Origin of the sequence: Enterobacter sp. BIDMC 27 (assembly GCF_000534415.1) — a bacterium.
GTDB lineage: Bacteria > Pseudomonadota > Gammaproteobacteria > Enterobacterales > Enterobacteriaceae > Enterobacter > Enterobacter hormaechei_C.
Map to the genome: position 1 here is coordinate 3,315,985 of NZ_KI973178.1, position 21,069 is coordinate 3,337,053.

The following is a 21,069-nucleotide window of genomic DNA, read 5'->3' on the forward strand; positions in this document are numbered from 1 at the left end:
CAGTGCATGTTTGGTCCAGATGCGTTTCATCTTGCGCGAATACAGTTCGCCTTTACCGTATCCTTTCATATTATTTTTCCGGCGATAACCATTGGCCTGGCGAGCTATCTCGCCGTGCTGGAAGGGCTGTGGTTGAAAACAAAAAATCCCGTCTGGCGCTCGCTGTACCATTTCTGGTCGAAGATCTTCGCCGTCAACTTTGGGATGGGCGTGGTCTCTGGCCTGGTGATGGCTTATCAGTTTGGCACTAACTGGAGTGGGTTTTCGCAGTTCGCGGGCAGTATTACCGGCCCCCTGCTGACCTATGAAGTGCTTACCGCGTTCTTCCTTGAGGCGGGGTTCCTCGGGGTAATGTTGTTTGGCTGGAATAAGGTCGGGCCGGGGCTGCACTTCTTTTCGACCTGCATGGTCGCACTGGGGACCCTCATGTCTACGTTCTGGATCCTCTCGTCAAACAGCTGGATGCAGACACCGCAAGGGTATGAAATCATCAACGGTCAGGTCGTTCCGGTGGACTGGTTTGCCGTGGTGTTTAACCCCTCCTTCCCTTACCGCCTGCTGCACATGTCAATAGCGGCATTTCTCAGCAGCGCGCTGTTTGTCGGTGCTTCCGCGGCCTGGCATTTGCTGCGCGGAAACAATACGCCCGCTATTCGCACCATGTTTTCCATGGCGTTGTGGATGACGTTGATCGTGGCCCCAGTCCAGGCGCTGGTGGGGGATATGCACGGACTTAACACCTTAAAACACCAGCCAGCGAAAATAGCCGCCATAGAAGGCCACTGGGAGAATCCGCCGGGTGAGCCTACCCCACTGCTGCTATTTGGCTGGCCGGATATGGAGCAGGAACGGACCCGTTTTGGCCTGGAAATTCCCGCTCTCGGCAGCCTGATCCTGACCCACAGTCTCGATAAACAGGTTCCGGCATTGAAGGAGTTCCCAAAAGAAGATCGCCCGAACGCCACCATTGTCTTCTGGTCTTTCCGCATCATGGCCGGCCTGGGAATGTTGATGCTGCTCCTGGGCGTGACGGCAATCTGGCTGCGTTATAAACAGCGCCTTTATACCTCACGTTCCTTCCTGTGGTTTGCCCTGCTGATGGGGCCGTCCGGGCTGATCGCGATCCTCGCCGGATGGGTAACAACGGAGGTCGGCCGCCAGCCCTGGGTCGTCTATGGTCTACAGCGTACAAAGGATGCGGTTTCCGCGCATGGCGATCTGCACATGAGCGTCAGTTTGCTGGCCTTCTTCGTGGTTTATACCGCGGTATTCGGCGTGGGTTACAGCTATATGGTGCGTCTGATTAAAAAAGGGCCGCAGCCCCATGAATCCTTCGCGACTGAATCCGATGGCCGCCCTGCTCGTCCGCTTTCTGCCGTCACCACTGAATTTAAGGAGTAACCGTAATGGGTATCGATCTTTCCATTATCTGGTTCGTGATTATCGTTTTCGCCACGTTGATGTATATCGTGATGGACGGTTTTGATTTGGGGATAGGCATCCTGTTTCCGGCAACGCCGAATGCGGAAGACCGCGACGTGATGGTCAATAGCGTGGCTCCCGTCTGGGATGGCAACGAAACCTGGCTGGTGCTTGGCGGTGCGGCCCTGTTTGGCGCCTTTCCTCTCGCCTATGCGGTTATCATCGACGCGCTAACCATTCCACTGACAATAATGCTGATCGGGCTTATATTTCGTGGCGTCGCCTTCGAATTTCGCTTCAAGGCCACTCCGGCGCACCGCCCGTTCTGGGATAAGGCCTTTATTGGTGGATCAATTGTGGCGACCTTTAGCCAGGGCATCACCGTCGGCGCGGTCATCCATGGGTTCAGCGTCACTGGTCGCGCTTACAGCGGTGGTCCGTTTGACTGGTTTACCGCGTTCAATTTTTTCTGCGGTGCGGGTCTTGTAGTGGCTTACGCGCTGCTAGGTTCAACGTGGCTGGTAATGAAAAGCGAAAATGCCCTGCAACAGCGGATGCGTCAGGTATCGAAAGTGCTTCTGCTCCTGCTTCTGGTATTCATTGCAGTAATCAGTATCTGGACCCCTCTCGCCCAACCAGCTATTGCTGCGCGCTGGTTTACGCTGCCGAATCTGTTTTATCTGCTGCCCGTTCCTGCGCTGGTTGCGATCCTGAGTCTGTGCCAGTGGCGCTGCCTGAATGATCCTGCGAGCCATACTCTGCCGTTTATTATGACTTTAGGGCTGGTTTTTCTTGGCTTTAGCGGGCTTGGGATCAGCATCTGGCCGCATATTATCCCGCCGGACATTACCCTGTGGCAGGCCGCTGCGCCAGCCCAAAGCCAGGGCTTTATGTTAGTGGGTGCACTGTTGATCATTCCCGTGATTCTGGTCTACACCTTCTGGAGTTATTACGTTTTTCGCGGAAAAGTACAGCATGGGGAGGGTTATCACTGATGCAACAACCTGTATGGAAACGTTTGATGTGGCTTGCCATCATCTGGGGCGGCAGCGTTCTGGCGCTGGCCTGCGTAAGTATGCTCTTTAAAATGCTGATGACCGCAGCCAGATTTAAATCGCACTAACTCACTGACCGGGTGCGCCGCCGCCCGGTCCCTTCCCGCACTTTCAGATAAACCCCATTAACACCCAGGAGGGTATGGTTACACTGAAAAAATATTTACGGTATTGATAGTTTGAGAAAAAAAATGAAAAAGCTCGCGGCAGTAAGTTTAATCAGCCTCGCACTGGCTGGATGCGTTAATCCTGGTAAAGCCTCCGTTCAGACCGAACAGCTAGAGAATCATCGTTTCGTTCTGGAAAATGTGGATGGCAAAGCGGTTAAAGGCGGGAAAACGCAGCCTGAAATTCGCTTCAGTGCGCAACCCAATATCAGCCTGATTAACAACATTGTCGTCTCCGGCACAATGTGCAACGGCTTCAACGGCCAGGGGAAACTGTCCGAAGGAGAGTTGACGGTCAAAACGCTGGCAATGACGCGGAAACTCTGCACCGAGCCGCAGCTAAATGAACTGGATCAGACCATCGCCGATATGCTACGCACAGGCGCACAGGTAGACCTGACCGAAGACCAGTTAACGCTGGCGACAGCCAATAAAACATTGATGTTTAAGCGAGTCGAATAACTCAGTAACTTCCGCACGAACCTACGGCAAGCGACTGCTCACTACAGCGTTTGCCATTTGGCAATGCGCACATGCCGATGGCGGAGCCGTCGAGCTGACGGGCAACGGAGAGTGAACCGCCGATCATTGCGCAGTTGGCCTGACCTGAACTGGACATCGCCGCTCGCATACCCGGCGTAACGTGTGCCGCTGTCGCCTGCTGTACAGGTTCATTGCTGCATGCCGACAACAGTAACGCGGCACATCCGACCCAAAATGCTGAACGCATACCTTCCTCCCCATAATTAACGCGAAACCTATGCATAATAGGCATCACGCGCCGCATCGTCGAGAGCGGATGTGCGTATTTATGCGCCCTGGTTACAATTTCTCGCAATTTTTTAACGCGAGTAGCCATCGAGTCATTGATACAGCGCATACCAAGGACACAAAAGCGAAAATCGTAAAACCTGAGCTTTGCTAAAATACACAGATAATATTCAGGGTCTGTCGTCGTTTTTCAGGCCCCTCTTTTTGCGCAATGTAAGGGTGTTGTCCTATGCAAACTATTGACGGCAATGGTGCAGTCGCGTCTGTTGCGTTTCGTACCAGCGAAGTGATCGCCATCTACCCCATCACTCCCAGCTCCACGATGGCTGAACAGGCTGACGCCTGGGCTGGTAATGGGATAAAAAACGTCTGGGGCGATGTCCCGCGGGTTGTAGAGATGCAGTCCGAAGCCGGTGCCATTGCCACCGTGCATGGTGCGTTGCAGACCGGTGCCCTGTCGACCTCGTTCACGTCGTCTCAGGGGCTGCTGTTGATGATCCCCACGCTTTACAAGCTGGCAGGGCAATTAACGCCGTTTGTGTTGCACGTTGCCGCACGCACCGTAGCCACTCACGCTCTCTCTATTTTTGGCGACCACTCAGATGTGATGGCCGTGCGTCAGACCGGCTGCGCTATGCTCTGCGCCAGCAGCGTGCAGGAAGCGCAGGACTTCGCGCTGATTTCGCATATCGCCACGCTGAAAAGCCGAGTGCCATTCATTCATTTCTTCGATGGTTTCCGTACGTCCCACGAGATCAATAAAATCGTTCCGCTACCGGACGACACTATTCTTAATCTGCTGCCGCAGGCTGACATCGATGCGCATCGCGCTCGCGCCCTCAATCCGGAACATCCGGTGATCCGGGGTACCTCTGCGAACCCGGATACCTATTTCCAGTCCCGCGAGGCGACAAACCCGTGGTACAACGCGGTCTATGAGCACGTTGAACAGGCGATGGACGATTTTGCCGCTGCGACGGGCCGCGAATATAAGCCGTTTGAATATTACGGTCATCCGCAGGCCGAGCGCGTGATCGTCCTGATGGGCTCCGCCATTGGCACCTGTGAAGAGGTGGTTGATGAGCTATTGACGCGTGGTGAAAAAGTTGGCGTGCTCAAAGTTCGCCTCTACCGTCCCTTCTCAGCGAAACACCTGCTCGTAGCCCTGCCGGACAGCGCGCGTGCAGTGGCGGTACTGGACCGCACCAAAGAGCCTGGCGCACAGGCTGAGCCACTTTATCTGGATGTGATGACCGCTCTGGCTGAGGCGTTTAACCGCGGTGAGCGCGAAACGCTGCCGCGCGTCATTGGCGGGCGTTATGGATTGTCTTCCAAAGAGTTCGGACCGGAGTGCGTCCTGGCGGTATTTGCTGAACTCCGCGAGGCAAAACCGAAGCCGCGCTTTACGGTCGGCATTTATGATGACGTGACTAACCTTTCTCTCCCCTTGCCGGAAAACACCCTGCCCTCGAATGCGAAACTGGAAGCGCTGTTCTACGGTCTGGGTAGCGACGGCAGCGTCTCGGCGACCAAGAACAACATCAAAATTATCGGCAACTCTACGCCGTGGTATGCGCAAGGATATTTCGTCTACGACTCCAAAAAAGCGGGCGGACTGACCGTTTCCCACCTGCGCGTCAGCGAACACCCGATCCGCTCGGCATACCTGATTTCTCAGGCAGATTTTGTTGGCTGTCACCAGCTCCAGTTCATTGATAAATATCAGATGGCCGAGCGCCTGAAGCCCGGCGGTATTTTCCTGATCAACACCCCTTACAGCGCCGACGAGGTCTGGGCACGCCTGCCCCAGGAAGTCCAGGCAGTGCTTAACCAGAAACAGGCGCGCCTGTATGTCATTAACGCCGCGAAGATCGCCCGCGAATGCGGCCTGGCGGCGCGTATCAATACGGTTATGCAGATGGCGTTCTTCCACCTGACTAATATTCTGCCGGGCGACAGCGCGCTGATGGAACTCCAGGGGGCGATCGCCAAAAGCTACAGCAGCAAAGGTCAGGAGCTGGTTGAGCGCAACTGGCAGGCGCTGGCGCTGGCCCGCGAATCGCTGTTCGCGGTGCCGTTGCAGCCGGTCAATGCCAGCAGTCCGAACCGGCCGCCCGTGGTGTCTGACGCCGCCCCGGATTTCGTCAAAACCGTCACGGCGGCGATGCTTGCCGGACTGGGCGACACCCTTCCCGTCTCTGCGCTTCCGCCTGACGGCACCTGGCCGATGGGCACGACCCGCTGGGAAAAACGCAACATTGCCGAAGCGATTCCCATCTGGAAAGAAGAGCTGTGCACCCAGTGCAACCACTGCGTGGCGGCCTGCCCGCACTCGGCCATTCGCGCCAAAGTGGTGTCGCCAGAAGCGTTAGATGGCGCGCCGGAAAGTTTGCACTCGCTGGATGTAAAATCCCGCGATATGCGTGGTCAGAAATATGTCCTACAGGTGGCGCCGGAAGACTGTACCGGCTGTAACCTGTGCGTCGAGGTGTGCCCGGCGAAAGATCGTCAGGACCCGTCAATCAAAGCCATCAATATGATGTCGCGTCTTGAACATGTTGAAGAAGAGAAAGTGAATTATGATTTCTTCCTCGACCTGCCCGAAATCGATCGCAACAAGCTGGAACGCATTGACATTCGTACCTCGCAGCTCATCACCCCGCTCTTCGAGTACTCCGGGGCGTGCTCCGGCTGCGGCGAAACACCGTATATCAAACTGCTCACTCAGCTTTACGGTGACCGAATGCTGATTGCCAACGCGACGGGCTGCTCGTCGATCTACGGGGGTAACCTGCCGTCCACGCCATACACCACCGACGCGAACGGTCGCGGCCCGGCGTGGGCAAACTCGCTTTTCGAGGACAACGCAGAATTTGGTCTGGGATTCCGTCTGACGGTCGATCAGCACCGCGCCCGCGTAATGCGTCTGCTCGCACAGTTTGCCGATAAGATCCCGGCAGAACTGAATGATGCCCTGCATGCGGAGGCCACACCTGACGTTCGTCGCGCGCAGGTTGCTGAACTGCGCAACGCGCTTAAGGGTGTTGAAGGAGCTGAACAATTCCTGACTGATGCTGACGCGCTGGTTGAAAAATCTGTCTGGCTGATCGGCGGCGACGGGTGGGCCTACGATATTGGTTTCGGCGGTCTTGATCATGTCCTGAGCCTGACCGAAAACGTCAATATTCTGGTGCTTGATACTCAGTGCTATTCCAACACCGGCGGACAGGCCTCGAAAGCAACGCCATTGGGGGCGGTCACGAAATTTGGTGAGCACGGCAAGCGCAAGGCGCGTAAAGATTTGGGCGTCAGCATGATGATGTATGGACACGTCTACGTCGCGCAGATTTCGCTGGGGGCGCAGCTCAACCAGACGGTGAAAGCCATTCAGGAAGCGGAAGCGTATCCAGGGCCGTCGCTGATTATCGCCTACAGTCCGTGTGAGGAGCATGGCTACGATCTGGCGCTCAGCCACGACCAGATGCGTCAGCTCACCGCAACCGGCTTCTGGCCACTGTACCGCTTCGACCCGCGCCGTGCCGATGAAGGGAAATTGCCGCTGGCGCTGGATTCGCGTCCGCCGTCAGACGCCCTTGCCGAAACCTTACTTCAGGAGCAGCGTTTCCGCAGGCTGAACGCTCAACAGCCAGAAGTGGCAGAGCAGCTATGGAAGGATGCGGCAGCGGATCTACAGAAGCGGTATGACTTCCTGGCGCAACTGGCGGGGAAAGCCGAAAAATCGACCAGTGAATAACTTTATGCCCGGCTTGTCCGGGCATTTTTTTGCCAAAAAAAGCCCGATGCACGTGCACCGGGCGAATCCAGAAGATCGGTGAAAATTGCCTCAATGTTCTGAACAATATTCACGTGAATTATGGATGAAAAAATCTTAAAGGCATATAACGGCGTGAAGGTTACCTTGTTTTCCACGTAATTAATAATTTTTATTTTGTATTGATTATAATAATTCATTCATGGCATCAATCGTTATTTCTACCGCATCATTTAGTTTAGATTTTACTTAACCCGTAACAATTATATTTTATTCACCCGCCGTCAGAGTGATTTAGCATGGGACAGCTTTCCAGCCCGGAAAGTTCACGAAGTAATAAAAAAATAACTGCAAAGGAATAATCAAAATGCAAAGAAAAGTACTGGCACTGATGATCCCCGCTTTGTTAATGGCTGGCGCCGCTCACGCAGCTGAAATTTATAATAAAGACGGCAATAAACTGGATCTGTATGGCAAAGTAGATGGTCTGCATTATTTCTCTGACGACGCGTCTAAAGATGGCGATCAAACCTATATGCGACTGGGCTTCAAAGGTGAAACCCAAATCAACGACATGATGACCGGCTTCGCACAATGGGAATACAACATTCAGGCAAACAACACCGAAGGTTCTGACAATCAGTCCTGGACGCGTCTGGCCTTCGCGGGTGTGAAGGTGGGCGATTACGGCTCCTTCGATTACGGCCGTAACTATGGCGTCCTGTACGACGTTGAAGGCTGGACCGATATGCTGCCAGAATTTGGTGGCGACTCTTATACTTATGCCGATAACTTTATGACCGGTCGTGCAAACGGCGTGGCGACCTACCGTAACAACGACTTCTTTGGTCTGGTGCAGGGTCTGAACTTTGCGGTGCAGTATCAGGGTAATAATGAAGGCAGCAACTGTGACGAGTATGGCTGCTCTCAGGAAGGCACTAATAACCGTTCAGATAACAACATTCGTAATCAAAACGGTGATGGCTTCGGTATCTCCACCACCTATGACTTTGGCATGGGCTTCAGCGCAGGCGCGGCATATACGTCATCTGACCGTACCAACGATCAGGTTAGTGCTGGCACTGGCGCAGCATCTCAGTATGCAGGTGGCGATAAGGCGGATGCATGGACTGCTGGCCTGAAATATGACGCTAACAATATTTACCTGGCGGCAATGTATTCCGAAACCCGCAATATGACCCCTTATGGTTCAACCGATAGCCAAGATGGCGGCGGTATTGCAAACAAAACCCAGAACTTCGAAGTCACCGCACAATATCAGTTCGATTTCGGTCTGCGTCCGGCTATTTCCTATTTACAGTCCAAAGGTAAAGACCTGGGCAATGGCCAGGACGATAAAGATCTGGTGAAATACGCTGACGTCGGTGCTACCTACTATTTCAACAAAAACATGTCCACCTATGTTGATTATAAAATCAACCTGCTGGATGAAGATGATTCGTTCTACAAAAACAATGGCATCGGTACGGATGACATTGTAGCGTTAGGTCTGGTTTACCAGTTCTAATCCCGTTAGCCCGCAGCGATCTGCGGGCTAATTTTTATCGCTGTTTCGCCTGTTCTTTGCGAAAAGAGAGATAACCAATTACCCCGCTGTCGCCATCCATAGGGTGATTTACTCCATCCATTACCGCCACTTCCAGGAAGTCGAATGGCGTGACATTTTCCAGACAGGCGACATTCACACCATATTCATTGGGATTGGAACGTCGTTGATGGAACGTGTAAATACCGCAAATCGAACAGAAGAAATGGCGCGCCGTGCCGGTGTTGAAACGGTACTCTGTGAGCGTGTCCGCGCCCTGCGTCACCTTAATGCCCGTCAAAGGTGCGGAAACCACGACCGCCCCACGCATCCTGCAAAACGAGCAGCTACATCGACGAGCGGTATTCAGGCCGTCCGACAGCTCAACCGTAAATTTCACCGCCCCACAATGACACTGTGCATGACGAATGTCAGCCATCGTTATACTCCTTTTCTCACTAACTCAGCCGCTTTTAAAAAGACCTCATCTTCGACACCATCCCCCTTCTGCCTGCCGAGCCTTACCAGCTCAGCGACAATACTTTCACGGTTGATGATCTTCTGGGATGAAACCAGCCCGATAACGGCGGCACCAATCGCCAGCCCAACTAATCCTGTCTGCTCGTCTTTATTTTTCATAGAAGCGCTCCCTTGTCCCCCTCAAAAGCGTAGCAGGAGAAATGTAAAACGCGCTGGTACGCGGGAATGAGATCCGTGCTTTATCTCAGCTGTTCGCCAGGCAAAACAGTAGGGGTTCTGAGCGGTTATCAGACAACGTTGAAGAGGACAACATGAATAGCGGTGCGCATAGAGAGGCCGAATGGGTGTTAAAACCGCCTTCGAAAAGGCGGCAGGTCATTACTCTGGATCTTTATCGCCTGATTCAGGCGCTGAGCCAGGATCATCTTTCGGTTTTTTTCCATCCTTGTCCGGGTTATCCGGGCTGGGATTATAATCAGGATGGTCACCATTAACGGGACGGTCAGTCATTTTCACCTCCGTTTTTACTGCGTAAGCTGTAAGTGTAGACAACCCTTCAGTCTTAACCAAACTTCTCCTGTGGAGCTCATTTGTAAATCGTGCTGGCATTCGGCGCTGCAATCCGTACCATACACGACACACTTTCGCATGCTGGTTTTTACCGGTAGCCGCAAACCCGTCTTTTATCGCTAACCAGATGGGGCACGTAAATGCGCAGATGGTGTATGAAATCTATGCTACATGGATAGAAGAGATGAACACGAAGCTGACGCTTTGAAATCGTTTTCCTCACCCTGTGCCCCATTTGAGATCTGAGTAACGAATAGATGCAACAAAATCAAGAAATTAACAAGAAAGAACAGTACAACCTGAATAAACTGCAAAAGCGACTGCGCCGTAACGTGGGCGAAGCCATTGCAGACTTCAACATGATTGAAGAAGGCGATCGCATCATGGTCTGCCTGTCGGGCGGTAAAGACAGCTACACCATGCTGGAGATCCTGCGCAATCTACAGCAAAGCGCACCGGTGAACTTTTCCCTGGTCGCGGTTAACCTCGATCAGAAACAGCCGGGCTTCCCGGAGCATATCCTGCCGGAGTACCTTGAGAACCTGGGCGTTGAGTACAAAATCGTAGAAGAGAATACCTACGGCATTGTTAAAGAGAAGATCCCAGAGGGCAAAACGACCTGCTCGCTCTGCTCACGTTTGCGTCGCGGCATTCTGTACCGCACCGCAACCGAACTGGGCGCCACCAAGATTGCGCTTGGTCATCACCGGGACGACATTCTGCAAACGCTGTTTCTGAATATGTTCTATGGCGGCAAAATGAAGGGAATGCCACCGAAGCTGATGAGCGACGACGGCAAACACATCGTGATCCGCCCACTCGCCTACTGCCGCGAGAAAGACATTGAGCGTTTCTCCCAGGCCAAAGCCTTCCCTATCATTCCGTGCAATCTGTGCGGCTCACAGCCGAACCTGCAACGTCAGGTCATTGGCGACATGCTGCGTGACTGGGATAAACGCTATCCGGGCCGCATCGAAACCATGTTCAGCGCCATGCAGAACGTGGTGCCTTCGCACCTCGCCGACGTTGAACTGTTCGATTTCAAAGGGATTAACCACGGTTCAGAGGTGGTGAATGGCGGGGATCTGGCGTTTGACCGCGAAGAGATCCCGATGCAGCCTGCTGGCTGGCAGCCAGAGGAAGAGGATGCGCAATTCGATGAACTGCGCCTGAACGTGGTAGAAGTCAAGTAACCTGGCAGCGTCTCAGATATCATTTCTGAGACGCGTTTTAAGCTTATTTCAGCAGTCGAACGCGGCAGGTCTTCCCTTTAATCTTCCCGCCCTGCAACTGTTTCCAGGCCTTATGTGCAACCGACTGGCGAACCGCTACGTAGACATGCGCAGGATGGACCGTGATCTTGCCAATATCTGCCCCGTCGAGACCGATATCCCCAGTTAACGCCCCCAGAACGTCACCGGGACGCATTTTGGCCTTTTTACCGCCGTCGATGCACAGGGTGGCCATCTCCGCCGCCAGCGGAGCGATGCTGATATTACCTGGGGCATTCACCCAGTTGAGTTTTAGTTGCAGCATTTCCGCAAGAATATTGGCGCGCTGCGCCTCTTCAGGTGCGCAGAAGCTGATGGCGAGACCACTGTTACCTGCGCGCGCGGTACGCCCGATGCGGTGGACATGCACTTCCGGATCCCATGCCAGTTCGAAATTCACCACCAGCTCAAGCGATTTAATATCCAGGCCACGGGCCGCCACATCCGTTGCAACCAGCACGCGAGCGCTGCCGTTAGCGAAACGCACCAGCGTCTGATCGCGATCGCGCTGTTCCAGATCGCCATGCAGCGATAATGCGCTCTGTCCGGCATCATTCAGAGCATCGCACACCGCCTGACAATCTTTTTTGGTATTACAGAACACCACGCACGATGCTGGCTGGTGTTGGCTCAGCAATTTTTGTAGCAGTGGAATTTTGCCCTGCTGCGATGTCTCGAAGAACTGCTGCTCAATCGCCGGTAACGCATCGACAGTATCGATTTCAATGGTCAGCGGGTTCTTCTGCACGCGCCCGCTGATTGCCGCAATCGCCTCTGGCCAGGTGGCAGAAAAGAGCAGCGTCTGACGCGTGGCTGGGGCAAAGCGGATCACTTCGTCAATCGCATCGCTGAAGCCCATATCCAGCATGCGGTCAGCTTCATCCATCACCAGCGTTTGCAGTGCATCGAGTGAAACGGTGCCTTTTTGCAGGTGATCGAGCAGACGGCCCGGCGTTGCCACAATGATATGCGGCGCGTGCTGAAGGGAATCGCGCTGCGCACCGAACGGTTGCCCGCCGCAGATCGTTAAAATTTTAGTGTTAGGCAAAAAACGCGCCAGACGACGCAGCTCACCCGCGACCTGGTCGGCCAGCTCGCGCGTCGGGCAGAGTATCAGGGACTGGGTCTGAAACAGGGTTGCATCAATGTGTTGTAACAGGCCTAGCCCAAATGCAGCCGTTTTTCCACTGCCGGTTTTCGCCTGCACGCGCACGTCACGGCCTTCAAGGATAGCCGGCAACGCGGCGGCCTGGACAGGGGTCATAGTGAGATAGCCCAACTCATTCAGGTTAGTCAGTTGGGCTTCAGGCAGAACGTTCAGCGTGGAAAAAGCGGTCACAATATACTCTCGTGGTAATGATTGCAGTCAGATGGCGCGTATCCTCGCAGATCTGCGCTAACGATGCGACAATTTAATCGGTTCTTCATCGGGCGGCGGATCCGGCATCGGCTGCGGACGTGGGACAGGATCGGGTATCGGCGTCGGATCGGTGGGCACCGGATCGGACTGCCAGGTGTTGAGGCGTTGCAGGGCAAGTAGCATACTCATCTTTTCCTCCAGATTAGGGTGCTGACCCCTAAAGGGTAGACGCAGATAAACAGGAGGCAAAAAAAAAGCCGACTATGAAGTCGGCGTCGTACGAATCAATTGTGCTATGCAGTAATTCAAAAAAAGGAAGTAAGACAATATGGAGCGCAACGCCCATCGCTTGACGTTGCATTCACCTGCGGGAGTAATATTGCACCTAACATGGTCGGAGTTTATTGACTTCGCTCAATTAAAATGTCGTTTTGAAGCCGACTCTGCCTCAGAAAAGCGTAAATTTACAGCCATTTACTACGATGCAACCACCATGCAACACCCCCAATCAAAACCACTAACATGACGCAAAACGTGGTGAAGCCATAGTGATATTCACCGCCGGGGATCCCTCCGAGGTTTACGCCAAACAACCCCGTCAGGAAGGTACTCGGTAAAAAGACCATCGCCATCAGCGACATGGTGTACGTTCTCCTGGCTAACGACTCCTGCATTACCTGGGCTATCTCATCCGCCATGACTGCCGTTCTGGCAATACATGAGTCAATCTCGTCCAGTCCACGTCCGAGCCGGTCAGCGATATCCTGCATTCTGCGGCGTTGATCGTCGTTCATCCAGCTCATGCGTTCGCTGGCCAGCCGCGCATAAACGTCGCGCTGAGGGGTCATATAGCGGCGCATCACGATGAGCTGCTTACGCAGCAGCGCCAGAAAACCACGTGGGGGGATTTGCTGATCGAGCAGGTTATCTTCCAGATCGATGATTTTATCGTGAAGTTCTTCTATAAACTCGCTGGCATGATCGGTCAGCGCATCACACACATCCACCAGCCAGCTGCCGCAATCCGTAGGCCCCGTGCCCTCTTTCAGATCGTTAATGACGTCATCCAGCGCCAGCACTTTTCTCTGGCGGGTGGAAACAATCAGCCGTTCATCCATATAAACACGCATTGCCACCAACTGATCCGGACGCTCATCCGTACTGCCGTTTATACAACGCAGCGTAATTAACGTCCCCTCACCCATCCGGCTGACGCGGGGTCTGAGACTTTCTCCCGCCAGCGCATCCCGAACGTTGTTGGGCAATAGCGGCGTGGACGCGAGCCACTCGGCGCTGTCCGGGTGCGTGTAGTTGAGGTGCAGCCAGCATGGATGTTCGCTGTCGATGTGATCCTGATCTTCAAGCGGCCTTGCGCCGCCTTGTCCATCAAACACCCATGCAAAAACTGCGTCAGGTACGTTAACCTCAGACCCTTTAATGCTCTCCACAGCGCCTCCACCGTTTTATCTCTTTCGGTGTCAGTCTAGCTTTCGCCGAGGGTTAAGCAATAATTATGTGAGGCATCGTCCTGAATACGTTCAGGAATTCACCGCCCATTCGCGGCTTTTTAATGCATTATCAGTCTGGAACTCATTTTCCAGACGGAAATTACGTGTTCGTGTCTGGAGCTCAATCACCTGATTGCGCAGCACATCTGACGACCCATTGAGTTCCTCAACCATCGACACGTTGCTCTGCGTTACGCGTTCAAGCTCTGACAATGCCTGCGTAATTTGTGAAATACCTTTTTCCTGTTCTGATGTTGAGGCGGATATTTCATCCATCAGTCTGCTCACATTGCCCGAACCGGTAACAATGTCATGCATGTTTTTTTCGGCTTCAGAGACCACGTTAACGCCCTGCGTCACGTTATGGCTGGTAACTTCAATCAGTGACTTAATATTTTTTGCCGCTTCGGCGCTACGATGCGCCAGGCTTCTCACCTCACCCGCGACCACAGAAAACCCTTTACCATGGTCGCCCGCTCTTGCCGCTTCAACGGCGGCGTTAAGCGCCAGAATATTGGTCTGAAAAGCGATACCGTCAATCAGCGAGATAATCTCTGTCATTTGCTGGGCGCAGTCGGTAATCGACTGCATATTGTTCGCGACCTGCCCCATTAATTCTCCGCCTTTACGCGCCTGTAACGTCGCGATATTCGCCTGCTCGCTGGCTAAACGGGTATTGTCGGCATTATTTTTTGTACTTGCAGCCATCTCTTCCATGCTGGCTGCCGTTTGCACCAGCGAAGCTGACTGCTGTTCTGTTTTGACGGAAAGCTGCGCGCTGCGTGAAGAGAGTTGATCTGACAGGGTCATCGCGGTTTGCGAGGAGGCGCGGATCTCACGGACCAGGGTTGCAATGTTGCTGGAGAGACTATTAATCCCCGGGATCAGGCGTCCCGCACAATTGTTGCCAAATTCAGGTATCGACACGCCAAGTTTGCCTGACGTCACTTCTTCAATACTTTTTTTCACCGTATTGATCGGCGTCACAAGATATTTGGTCATGTACGCCCAGAGTAAAAATAAGGCGATGAATTGTACAATTATGACTGCAATAAAAAGCGAAGAATTTCGTGAAAATAGCGCTATAACTCCATCACTTACCAAAAATACACATAAAAGGAAATAGACAATGAACGTTCTGACACTAATATTTCTTAGCATACGTTTTCCTGGGACATTATATTTTGGTTGGCATTAAGGGTTATAGCATTGCCATACGAATTTGTCCTCACGTTCGTCGCTGGTTTGTTGTTTTGCAGTTTGATTTGCGCAGTTTTACTTAAGGCGGATAAAAAGCATGTTTTACGCTAAATATCTGGCTTGTCGTTGGGTTACTGATACCCCTTCAAAAATGTTAATTATATATTTAAGGAGGGGTACTGTAGGCCGCCGGTGTGTAGTGGTGCTTAATAAGTTAACGTAGTTAATATATATTAACTACGTTAATGCGCGCTCCTTCCGTTAGGGTGACTTACGTTCAGGCCAGACAGTCGATAGCCTGGAAAAAACAGTCCTCAGTCATGAGAATATTCTCTTTTGCACTTTGATGCCCGCGACGAATATACCAGCCTGTATCAGGCGCCATGCTTAAATGGAATATCCTCGCCCCCGACAGACTATCGGGGACATTAATACTCATCGTCACACACCCCTTCTCCGGCCCCCTGATCACCTGTTCTGGCATAATGGTGACGCTGCGATCCCCATTTTGCAAAATGATCGTCGTAATGGCATAACGACATATACCGCTACTGAGGCTGTAGCCAACCGTACTTAAATCGGTGATATGTTTTTTAGATAAAAATATTTCAATACCAGAACCTTCAAACCATGTAATGATTTGCTGCGCAAGATCCTCCATCCGCTCACAAAACGCCCTGACTTCGGCCTCAGCCGTATTAACATAGATCGGTTTGTCCCCGATGCTCTGCTGCACTTTCTTAAAAAAACGCTCTCTTGCTGACATGTCAACTCCGTGTTTTTCGCCAGTCTCATTATTCTTTTTGGTGCTTCAGCAAGGCATAGCTGGCAATCAACTGCTGAAGATGCTGTTCGGCCTGGTTTAGCTGCGCTGCTGACACGGGTTGCCCGGCAGGTAAAATGGAAAGCAGACGAAGCTGCTCCTCAAGCGGAACGGTATGGCTGAAGGACTGCGACATGGCAAACACGGCTGATTTCAGTTCGCTGACCGTCATGTACTTCCCCTTCTGTTCATCCAGCGCGTTTAGCCTGTTCGTCAACTGCTGTAACTGCGTCATTCCCTGATGCCAGCCATTCAGCTCTGACTCTGCAAGTCCGGCAACGCTAATCTGCTTGTGCCACTGTTGCGCCAGGGGTTTGGCCTCTTCAGGCCACAGCGTCAGCGCCTGCTGCACCAGACGGTCGCCGTAGCTTACTGCCCAGTCTGGTTTCAGGTGTAAAAGCTGCGCTAACAGCTGCTGTGTCTTGCTGATCCCCGGTTCAGGTGGCGGTGACGTTTGTTGCAGCGCCTGCAACTGTGCTGTAGAGAGTCCATCAGGTAAAGGAGTCAGGGACGCGGCCAGCTGAGTTTGTACTGAATCTGGCGCATGCATCGTCTGCCATCCCACTGCGACAATGCTGGCTGCCACCAGCATGAACAACATACCCGCAGCAAATGGCTTCCACTGCTTCGCGGGTACAGGAGGCTCTTTATTCGGCAACGGCTCGGGCTGAACCACATAAACCCATTTACAACGCTCTGTCGGTTCTGTGAGGTGGAGTTCCGCGGCCCCTACCGCGTTACCCGGCAGACTTACGCCCGTATTTTCGCTGTTTTCCAGACGCACTGCTGCGTTCTGCATCATCGTGCGCAGAGCATCAAGCTGAGCAGCATGCTTAAGTTCGAGGCGCTGCAACATGTCACTCAGCGCGTTCAGATTCTCCTCAGCCTGATAAAGTTGTCCTAAATCGGCATACGTCAACGTCAGCGTTCGCACCACCTGTTGCAGGCGTTTGCTCAGTGCGCTGAGGATTTCAACTCGCGCATGGACAGGCTGTGGCCAGAGGCTACCCCACTGACGGACGACCAGTGCAGCCAGTAGCGCCAGCCCTTCATTCATGCCGTAGAGTCCGGCGAGATGCGTGCGGGCGAGCGTATACCAGGCAGCCGTTTGTAGCTCCACACCGTTATGCTCGAACAGTGACAGACAGAGCGTTTCCGCGTGTTGCCAGTTAACATCCGGGCGTGCCGGATGGGTGAGCTTGTTCATTTCTTCGCGCAAGGCAGCGTAATCCGCAAGTGTGCGCGGATCCCCGCCGGTTTTAAGTTGGCGTTCAGAATTTATTGTCATAACTGTTTTAACCTGAGTAATAACTAGATGGCGGCTCGTGCATCGAGGTATTGCTGTTGTTTCAGATGACGGATTAATACCCTGCCCTCGGGCATAAATTCCGTGCCGTAGCGCACCAGCCCGACCCCCTTCAGCTCCGCATCAATGGCGTAGCGGAGTTCACCGGGCTGAATCTGTTCCTGCATCACCACGTTAATCCGGCTCAGGCGCGGCTCATATTTCAGCAATATGGCCGACAGTGTGGTAATCAGCTGATGGGCGGTACCGGGCATTCCCTGGAGGATTTTTGTCATATCCGGCAGGCCGTAGTCCGGCAGGTGAGCCAGCGTACCGGCGCGGCAGTTGAGGATGCGCTGCATGTTATCGAGTACTGATAAAATCACCTGATTCTGTTCGCTGACCTGGTTGAGGCTCAGGCCACCTGAGAAATTGCCGCTCAGCATTTCATACAGCGATGGCGTATTATGTCCCTTAGGCATCAGTCATCCTTCAATGGCTGTAACGTCAGGTGGTTATTCCCGGCCTCCAGAATGCGCGGCTTATCCGGATCGAGATCTTCACGTTTTAGAACCTGCTTCCAGGTATTGTTTACCAGGTCCGGGTGACGAAACAGGCCGACTATCGCGACAAACTGCGTTTCTTCTTCCATTGGCATATCAAGATTTGTATCACCGCCCGGTTTTACGACCACATCGCGGGTCGCCATCAGGTCGGTTTTCAGAATAGTTTCGCCATCGTTCAGTAGTTGCTGGTAAACCGTTTTATCGAAGATTTTACGGTCTTTCAGCTGATAGACACGAACTACCACCGGCTCGGAGAGTGAGTTACTTTCGCCGGATTCGGTGTTTAGCGCTTCACGCGCCGTGAAATCCAGGTGCAGCATCTTAATTTTTTTGTAGAACACGGCGTTAAATGCCGATTTGGTGCCATCGGTGATACCCTGCGTCATCCCGCACCCCGTCAGGCTGAACACCAGCAGTGCAGGCAACCAGCCTGCGGATTTAATCAAACTTGTACGTAACACGTCGGTTTCCTTGTTGTGGTATTGCCGGCTTCAGGCCAGTGTAATAGCCCAGTTCCGTCGTAAAGGTCGGTGGGATATCGTCTTTAAGTTCCCCCTCATCAGCACCCAGCACGCCGTTCATCCCGAGCCAGAAAGGGCCTTCGCCAAGCGGCGGAACGGCCAGCAGTCGGGTCCGTGTGGTCAGGGTGATCTTTGCTTTAAAACGCCAGCCGAGCCAGACACGAAGCATCACCAGAAAGTCCTGATACAGCAGACCGTCCGGCTTCCAGCCCTGTGCCTCCTGTTCATTATCCGTTGTAAGCGCAACCAGCAGTTGGCTACCCGCATCCATCGCTTCGTCACCCAGTGGCGTGTTGCCGTCCAGCAGAAAATCGTCATCACCGTAAAAGCCCAGCGGCTGACCCATTTCCACCGGCCGCAGGCAGTATGGACTGACCTTCACGGTGGTATCCGGGGCCAGCAACGTCACCAGCGCCTGCATTCCCTCCTGAGTTTTGCCCGGTTGCTGTAGAACACCCAGCAGAGCCAGAAAACGGGATACCGGTGTGGCGATGTGGTCTGCTGTGCCGGGAATACCCAATCCCACCAGGCCCAGCAGTGACTGCGAGATGCTGTCCGTACCACCGGGTTCAAAGGTGGCCGGATAAGAGTATTTACGCCAGATACGGTAAAACTGCGTCAGAATGCGATGGCTGAAAATATCCAGAAAACCCTGTAGTGCGTCATGCCCTTCCCGACGCTGAGCGATGTCATCGAGATACGCCATCGGCAGGGGTGAGTCGACACCGTACATTCCCATAAAGGTCGTGCGGATAAGTGGTGGCCGGCTGTCATCATCCTCATCATACTCCACGGCTTTCAGCTCACTGGCCGGAAATCCCATGCCCGGATGCGGGGCAAAGCGTACCGGGTCATCGCCCGGGTGACTGGTCGAGCCCATCAGCGGCCTGCCCGGGTTACGCTTCTCCAGCAACTGGCATAAACGGTAAAAGTTAATACGATGCAGGTCGGCTTCCAGCCGTGGGCTCAGCCGGGAATGCGGCGGTTGTGCTTCTCTTCCCATTCCAGGCGTTCTCCGGTCGGTTGCAGAATGATAATCAGGCGGTTAAACAAGTAGATGTCAGTGTATAGCGCAAAGAATCGGCTCATCATCTCGCCAAATAAGCAGATGTCGCCGCGTCCGGCAAAGCCATTGCTGTCCAGCGTGACTTCAATCTGCACGCCACGGACCAGGTAGCCCTGTTCAAAGCGCTCCGTTTCACTGTGCTTCACCTCGAGGATGGCTTCCAGACGGCGACGGTTCATCTCGCTGTCGGTCCATTCATACAGCGCCAGGGTACCGCGCAGCACGTCGGCATTATCCATCATCGACAGAAATCCGCTGCCAAGGTGACTCAGTACGCGCCAGTGAAAACGGTCCTGCGCAGGTGGGTAACAAGGCAGCGTCGGCGCACACAGGTTGCGCACGGCAATGCTGACCGAAGTGGTTTTCATCACCGTATCAAGCACGGTGCTTTGCAGCGCACGTCGTGGAAGTTGACCATTGGTGCCAGTTAGCGTCAGCGACAGGCTTTCGTCTTCCGGGACGGTATGATTATCAAATGCTTCGCCGCCAAGGATGAGCCAGGTGTTATGCAGGCCGGACGGACCGCGGCGCACGCGGGTGTGGTAGTAATATTCCGATGCTTCATGACGCATCATTCCTCCCTTATGACGGAAGCTCGAAAACGGCACGTAGGTGTGCTGGCTCGATGACATCACCGAATCCACGGTATATATCTCGGTATGGCCATCCTGCACGCGCATCGGGCGCAGCATGTATTCGGTTTGCAGAGAATTGAGCGTCAGCGGATCGGATTCCAGCGGGAACAGGTTAATGACCGGCACGCAATTCAGGCGCAGGTGCTTTTCGGTAAAGCTGAAGTCATGCTCCCAGCGTTCCGCCAGCACCACGTCGATTTCAAACCACGGGATCTCAGCCGGAAAGACCACGCTCTCCAGCCCGCGCAGCCCCGTAAACATGAATTTCTCGCGAAAGGTGAAGTACTCCAGCAGCAACTGGTAACCGCTGAAACTGCTGTCCCCCTTCGGCCACAGCCTATCATCATCACCAAACCCCAGTGCGGTGAAATACCCGTCCATCGGCCTTCTGTCCATGTCGCCCGGCATGCGCAGCCACAGACGCACAGTATTCATGGTAAAAGCTTCATGCATAGCGCAGGCCAGCGGTGCGTCAGCGTTGAAATAGAACGGGATCTGGCTGAGATCGACACGGCTCCAGTCAGCAAGATGGCTACAACTGAAGCGCAGGCTGATGACAGAGCGCCCGTCAGGATCAGTCGACAGGCGGGCATGCTCCAACGCCAGTGGCTGAAGGGTTATCTCTTTAGTTGTGGTGTAGCGACAACGCGTGCCTTTTTCACCGATCGGCCGCGAATTGACCTCGAAACCTCTGGCAATACGCATCGGTTCTTTCATCTCACGCCAGACAGGAGTGAACTCCACCACCGACATCGAGGGAATAGTGCGCAGGTAATGCGGCCACAGCAGACTGACCAGCCCTTCAGTTAGTTCAGGCAGGTCGTCATCAAGCTTCTCACGCAGGCGGCCCATCAGGAAGGCAAAGCCCTCGAACAGGCGCTCCACGTATGGGTCGCGCGCGCCCGCTTTATCGAGATTGAGCATTGCTGCCTGCTCCGGGTGAGCGCGGGCAAATTCTTCGCCGGCTTCCAGCAGGTAGCGCATTTCAGCGTCGTAATAACGCAGGGTTAAGTCGTCCATAAGAACCTGAATATGTGTGTTTTAAAGGTAT

At 53.6% G+C, this 21,069-nt stretch carries 21 protein-coding genes and 1 pseudogene; 8 read left to right on the plus strand and 14 right to left on the minus strand.

Annotated features, from left to right (window positions below; translation table 11 throughout):
* Positions 1–6 precede the first annotated feature (6 nt).
* The 4 genes from L463_RS07070 (at position 7) to hslJ (ending at position 3,106) form a co-directional block, all read left to right on the plus strand.
* Positions 7–1,401 (plus strand): cytochrome ubiquinol oxidase subunit I, encoded by a 1,395-nt coding sequence (locus L463_RS07070; protein ID WP_032103603.1) that lies wholly within the window; start codon positions 7–9, stop codon positions 1,399–1,401.
* 5 nt (positions 1,402–1,406) lie between these two features.
* Positions 1,407–2,417, plus strand: coding sequence for a cytochrome d ubiquinol oxidase subunit II (cydB, locus tag L463_RS07065; protein WP_032103604.1), 1,011 nt, complete (start codon positions 1,407–1,409; stop codon positions 2,415–2,417).
* On the plus strand, positions 2,417–2,545 hold the full coding sequence (locus tag L463_RS07060) for a DUF2474 domain-containing protein (protein WP_032673227.1): 129 nt from the start codon (positions 2,417–2,419) through the stop codon (positions 2,543–2,545). Before cydB ends, L463_RS07060 begins: the two co-directional genes overlap by 1 nt.
* A 123-nt stretch (positions 2,546–2,668) precedes the next feature.
* The gene (gene hslJ / locus L463_RS07055; RefSeq protein ID WP_015570436.1) at positions 2,669–3,106 is read left to right on the plus strand and encodes a heat shock protein HslJ; all 438 of its coding nucleotides are present in this window, start codon (positions 2,669–2,671) and stop codon (positions 3,104–3,106) included.
* 1 nt (position 3,107) lies between these two features.
* On the opposite strand, the gene L463_RS07050 is transcribed toward hslJ, so the two are convergent.
* Positions 3,108–3,374 (minus strand): putative hemolysin, encoded by a 267-nt coding sequence (locus L463_RS07050; RefSeq protein WP_003856935.1) that lies wholly within the window; start codon positions 3,372–3,374, stop codon positions 3,108–3,110.
* 270 nt (positions 3,375–3,644) lie between these two features.
* Here L463_RS07050 and nifJ point away from each other — a divergent pair, with 270 nt between their 5' ends.
* Together nifJ and ompC are read left to right on the plus strand one after the other, a co-directional pair.
* Positions 3,645–7,169, plus strand: coding sequence for a pyruvate:ferredoxin (flavodoxin) oxidoreductase (nifJ, locus tag L463_RS07045; RefSeq protein ID WP_032103605.1), 3,525 nt, complete (start codon positions 3,645–3,647; stop codon positions 7,167–7,169).
* A 385-nt stretch (positions 7,170–7,554) separates the two neighbouring features.
* Positions 7,555–8,715: a porin OmpC gene (gene ompC, locus L463_RS07040; RefSeq protein ID WP_032103608.1), complete on the plus strand. Its 1,161-nt coding sequence runs from the start codon at positions 7,555–7,557 to the stop codon at positions 8,713–8,715.
* Positions 8,716–8,749: 34 nt separating this feature from the next.
* On the opposite strand, the gene L463_RS07035 is transcribed toward ompC, so the two are convergent.
* From L463_RS07035 to L463_RS24605, 3 genes are all read right to left on the minus strand, one after another.
* A complete protein-coding gene (locus L463_RS07035; RefSeq protein WP_032103609.1) occupies positions 8,750–9,172 on the minus strand; it encodes a GFA family protein in 423 nt (140 codons plus the stop codon).
* 2 nt (positions 9,173–9,174) lie between these two features.
* Positions 9,175–9,372, minus strand: a complete 198-nt coding sequence (locus L463_RS07030) for a hypothetical protein (RefSeq protein WP_000790642.1) — start codon at positions 9,370–9,372, stop codon at positions 9,175–9,177.
* A gap of 219 nt (positions 9,373–9,591) precedes the next feature.
* Complete coding sequence (locus L463_RS24605) at positions 9,592–9,723, minus strand: hypothetical protein (RefSeq protein WP_017693355.1); 132 nt, start codon at positions 9,721–9,723, stop codon at positions 9,592–9,594.
* Positions 9,724–9,793: 70 nt separating this feature from the next.
* On the opposite strand from L463_RS24605, the pseudogene L463_RS23680 reads away from it, so the two are divergent.
* Both L463_RS23680 and ttcA read left to right on the plus strand, forming a co-directional pair.
* Positions 9,794–9,991: pseudogene (locus L463_RS23680) on the plus strand (tyrosine-type recombinase/integrase); the annotation flags it as partial.
* A gap of 49 nt (positions 9,992–10,040) precedes the next feature.
* The gene (gene ttcA / locus L463_RS07025) at positions 10,041–10,976 is read left to right on the plus strand and encodes a tRNA 2-thiocytidine(32) synthetase TtcA (RefSeq protein WP_001186974.1); all 936 of its coding nucleotides are present in this window, start codon (positions 10,041–10,043) and stop codon (positions 10,974–10,976) included.
* A 43-nt stretch (positions 10,977–11,019) separates the two neighbouring features.
* On the opposite strand, the gene dbpA is transcribed toward ttcA, so the two are convergent.
* The 10 genes from dbpA to tssF all read right to left on the minus strand — a co-directional run bounded on the left by dbpA (position 11,020) and on the right by tssF (position 21,038).
* Complete coding sequence (dbpA, locus tag L463_RS07020) at positions 11,020–12,393, minus strand: ATP-dependent RNA helicase DbpA (protein ID WP_032103611.1); 1,374 nt, start codon at positions 12,391–12,393, stop codon at positions 11,020–11,022.
* A 57-nt stretch (positions 12,394–12,450) separates the two neighbouring features.
* Positions 12,451–12,597 (minus strand): proline-rich small protein YnaL, encoded by a 147-nt coding sequence (locus L463_RS24325; protein ID WP_275427718.1) that lies wholly within the window; start codon positions 12,595–12,597, stop codon positions 12,451–12,453.
* 281 nt (positions 12,598–12,878) lie between these two features.
* Positions 12,879–13,862, minus strand: a complete 984-nt coding sequence (gene zntB, locus L463_RS07015) for a zinc transporter ZntB (protein WP_017382256.1) — start codon at positions 13,860–13,862, stop codon at positions 12,879–12,881.
* 90 nt (positions 13,863–13,952) lie between these two features.
* Complete coding sequence (locus tag L463_RS07010) at positions 13,953–15,083, minus strand: methyl-accepting chemotaxis protein (protein WP_023303809.1); 1,131 nt, start codon at positions 15,081–15,083, stop codon at positions 13,953–13,955.
* 316 nt (positions 15,084–15,399) lie between these two features.
* Positions 15,400–15,888, minus strand: coding sequence for a hypothetical protein (locus L463_RS07005; RefSeq protein ID WP_032103614.1), 489 nt, complete (start codon positions 15,886–15,888; stop codon positions 15,400–15,402).
* A 28-nt stretch (positions 15,889–15,916) separates the two neighbouring features.
* Positions 15,917–17,233 (minus strand): VasL domain-containing protein, encoded by a 1,317-nt coding sequence (locus L463_RS07000; protein ID WP_032103615.1) that lies wholly within the window; start codon positions 17,231–17,233, stop codon positions 15,917–15,919.
* Positions 17,234–17,256: 23 nt separating this feature from the next.
* Positions 17,257–17,712, minus strand: a complete 456-nt coding sequence (tssE, locus tag L463_RS06995) for a type VI secretion system baseplate subunit TssE (protein ID WP_015570427.1) — start codon at positions 17,710–17,712, stop codon at positions 17,257–17,259.
* Positions 17,712–18,257 (minus strand): type VI secretion system lipoprotein TssJ, encoded by a 546-nt coding sequence (gene tssJ, locus L463_RS06990; protein ID WP_032673229.1) that lies wholly within the window; start codon positions 18,255–18,257, stop codon positions 17,712–17,714. Before tssJ ends, tssE begins: the two co-directional genes overlap by 1 nt.
* Positions 18,235–19,320: a type VI secretion system baseplate subunit TssG gene (gene tssG, locus L463_RS06985; protein WP_023324760.1), complete on the minus strand. Its 1,086-nt coding sequence runs from the start codon at positions 19,318–19,320 to the stop codon at positions 18,235–18,237. Before tssG ends, tssJ begins: the two co-directional genes overlap by 23 nt.
* The gene (gene tssF, locus L463_RS06980) at positions 19,284–21,038 is read right to left on the minus strand and encodes a type VI secretion system baseplate subunit TssF (RefSeq protein WP_032103617.1); all 1,755 of its coding nucleotides are present in this window, start codon (positions 21,036–21,038) and stop codon (positions 19,284–19,286) included. The genes tssG and tssF overlap by 37 nt, the downstream gene beginning before the upstream one ends.
* Positions 21,039–21,069: the final 31 nt, after the last annotated feature.

Excerpts from the sequence above, each read along its gene's own strand:
- L463_RS07060 (WP_032673227.1), top strand. The coding sequence starts at position 2,417 with ATGCAACAACCTGTATGGAAACGTTTGATGTGGCTTGCCATCATCTGG.
- L463_RS07030 (WP_000790642.1), bottom strand. The coding sequence starts at position 9,372 with ATGAAAAATAAAGACGAGCAGACAGGATTAGTTGGGCTGGCGATTGGT.
- tssE (WP_015570427.1), bottom strand. The coding sequence starts at position 17,712 with ATGCCTAAGGGACATAATACGCCATCGCTGTATGAAATGCTGAGCGGC.
- ttcA (WP_001186974.1), top strand. The coding sequence starts at position 10,041 with ATGCAACAAAATCAAGAAATTAACAAGAAAGAACAGTACAACCTGAAT.
- L463_RS07010 (WP_023303809.1), bottom strand. The coding sequence starts at position 15,083 with ATGCTAAGAAATATTAGTGTCAGAACGTTCATTGTCTATTTCCTTTTA.
- ompC (WP_032103608.1), top strand. The coding sequence starts at position 7,555 with ATGCAAAGAAAAGTACTGGCACTGATGATCCCCGCTTTGTTAATGGCT.
- tssF (WP_032103617.1), bottom strand. The coding sequence starts at position 21,038 with ATGGACGACTTAACCCTGCGTTATTACGACGCTGAAATGCGCTACCTG.
- cydB (WP_032103604.1), top strand. The coding sequence starts at position 1,407 with ATGGGTATCGATCTTTCCATTATCTGGTTCGTGATTATCGTTTTCGCC.
- tssG (WP_023324760.1), bottom strand. The coding sequence starts at position 19,320 with ATGGGAAGAGAAGCACAACCGCCGCATTCCCGGCTGAGCCCACGGCTG.
- L463_RS07005 (WP_032103614.1), bottom strand. The coding sequence starts at position 15,888 with ATGTCAGCAAGAGAGCGTTTTTTTAAGAAAGTGCAGCAGAGCATCGGG.
- L463_RS24605 (WP_017693355.1), bottom strand. The coding sequence starts at position 9,723 with ATGACTGACCGTCCCGTTAATGGTGACCATCCTGATTATAATCCCAGC.
- hslJ (WP_015570436.1), top strand. The coding sequence starts at position 2,669 with ATGAAAAAGCTCGCGGCAGTAAGTTTAATCAGCCTCGCACTGGCTGGA.
- L463_RS07000 (WP_032103615.1), bottom strand. The coding sequence starts at position 17,233 with ATGACAATAAATTCTGAACGCCAACTTAAAACCGGCGGGGATCCGCGC.
- L463_RS07070 (WP_032103603.1), top strand. The coding sequence starts at position 7 with ATGTTTGGTCCAGATGCGTTTCATCTTGCGCGAATACAGTTCGCCTTT.
- nifJ (WP_032103605.1), top strand. The coding sequence starts at position 3,645 with ATGCAAACTATTGACGGCAATGGTGCAGTCGCGTCTGTTGCGTTTCGT.
- L463_RS07035 (WP_032103609.1), bottom strand. The coding sequence starts at position 9,172 with ATGGCTGACATTCGTCATGCACAGTGTCATTGTGGGGCGGTGAAATTT.
- L463_RS07050 (WP_003856935.1), bottom strand. The coding sequence starts at position 3,374 with ATGCGTTCAGCATTTTGGGTCGGATGTGCCGCGTTACTGTTGTCGGCA.
- L463_RS24325 (WP_275427718.1), bottom strand. The coding sequence starts at position 12,597 with ATGCTACTTGCCCTGCAACGCCTCAACACCTGGCAGTCCGATCCGGTG.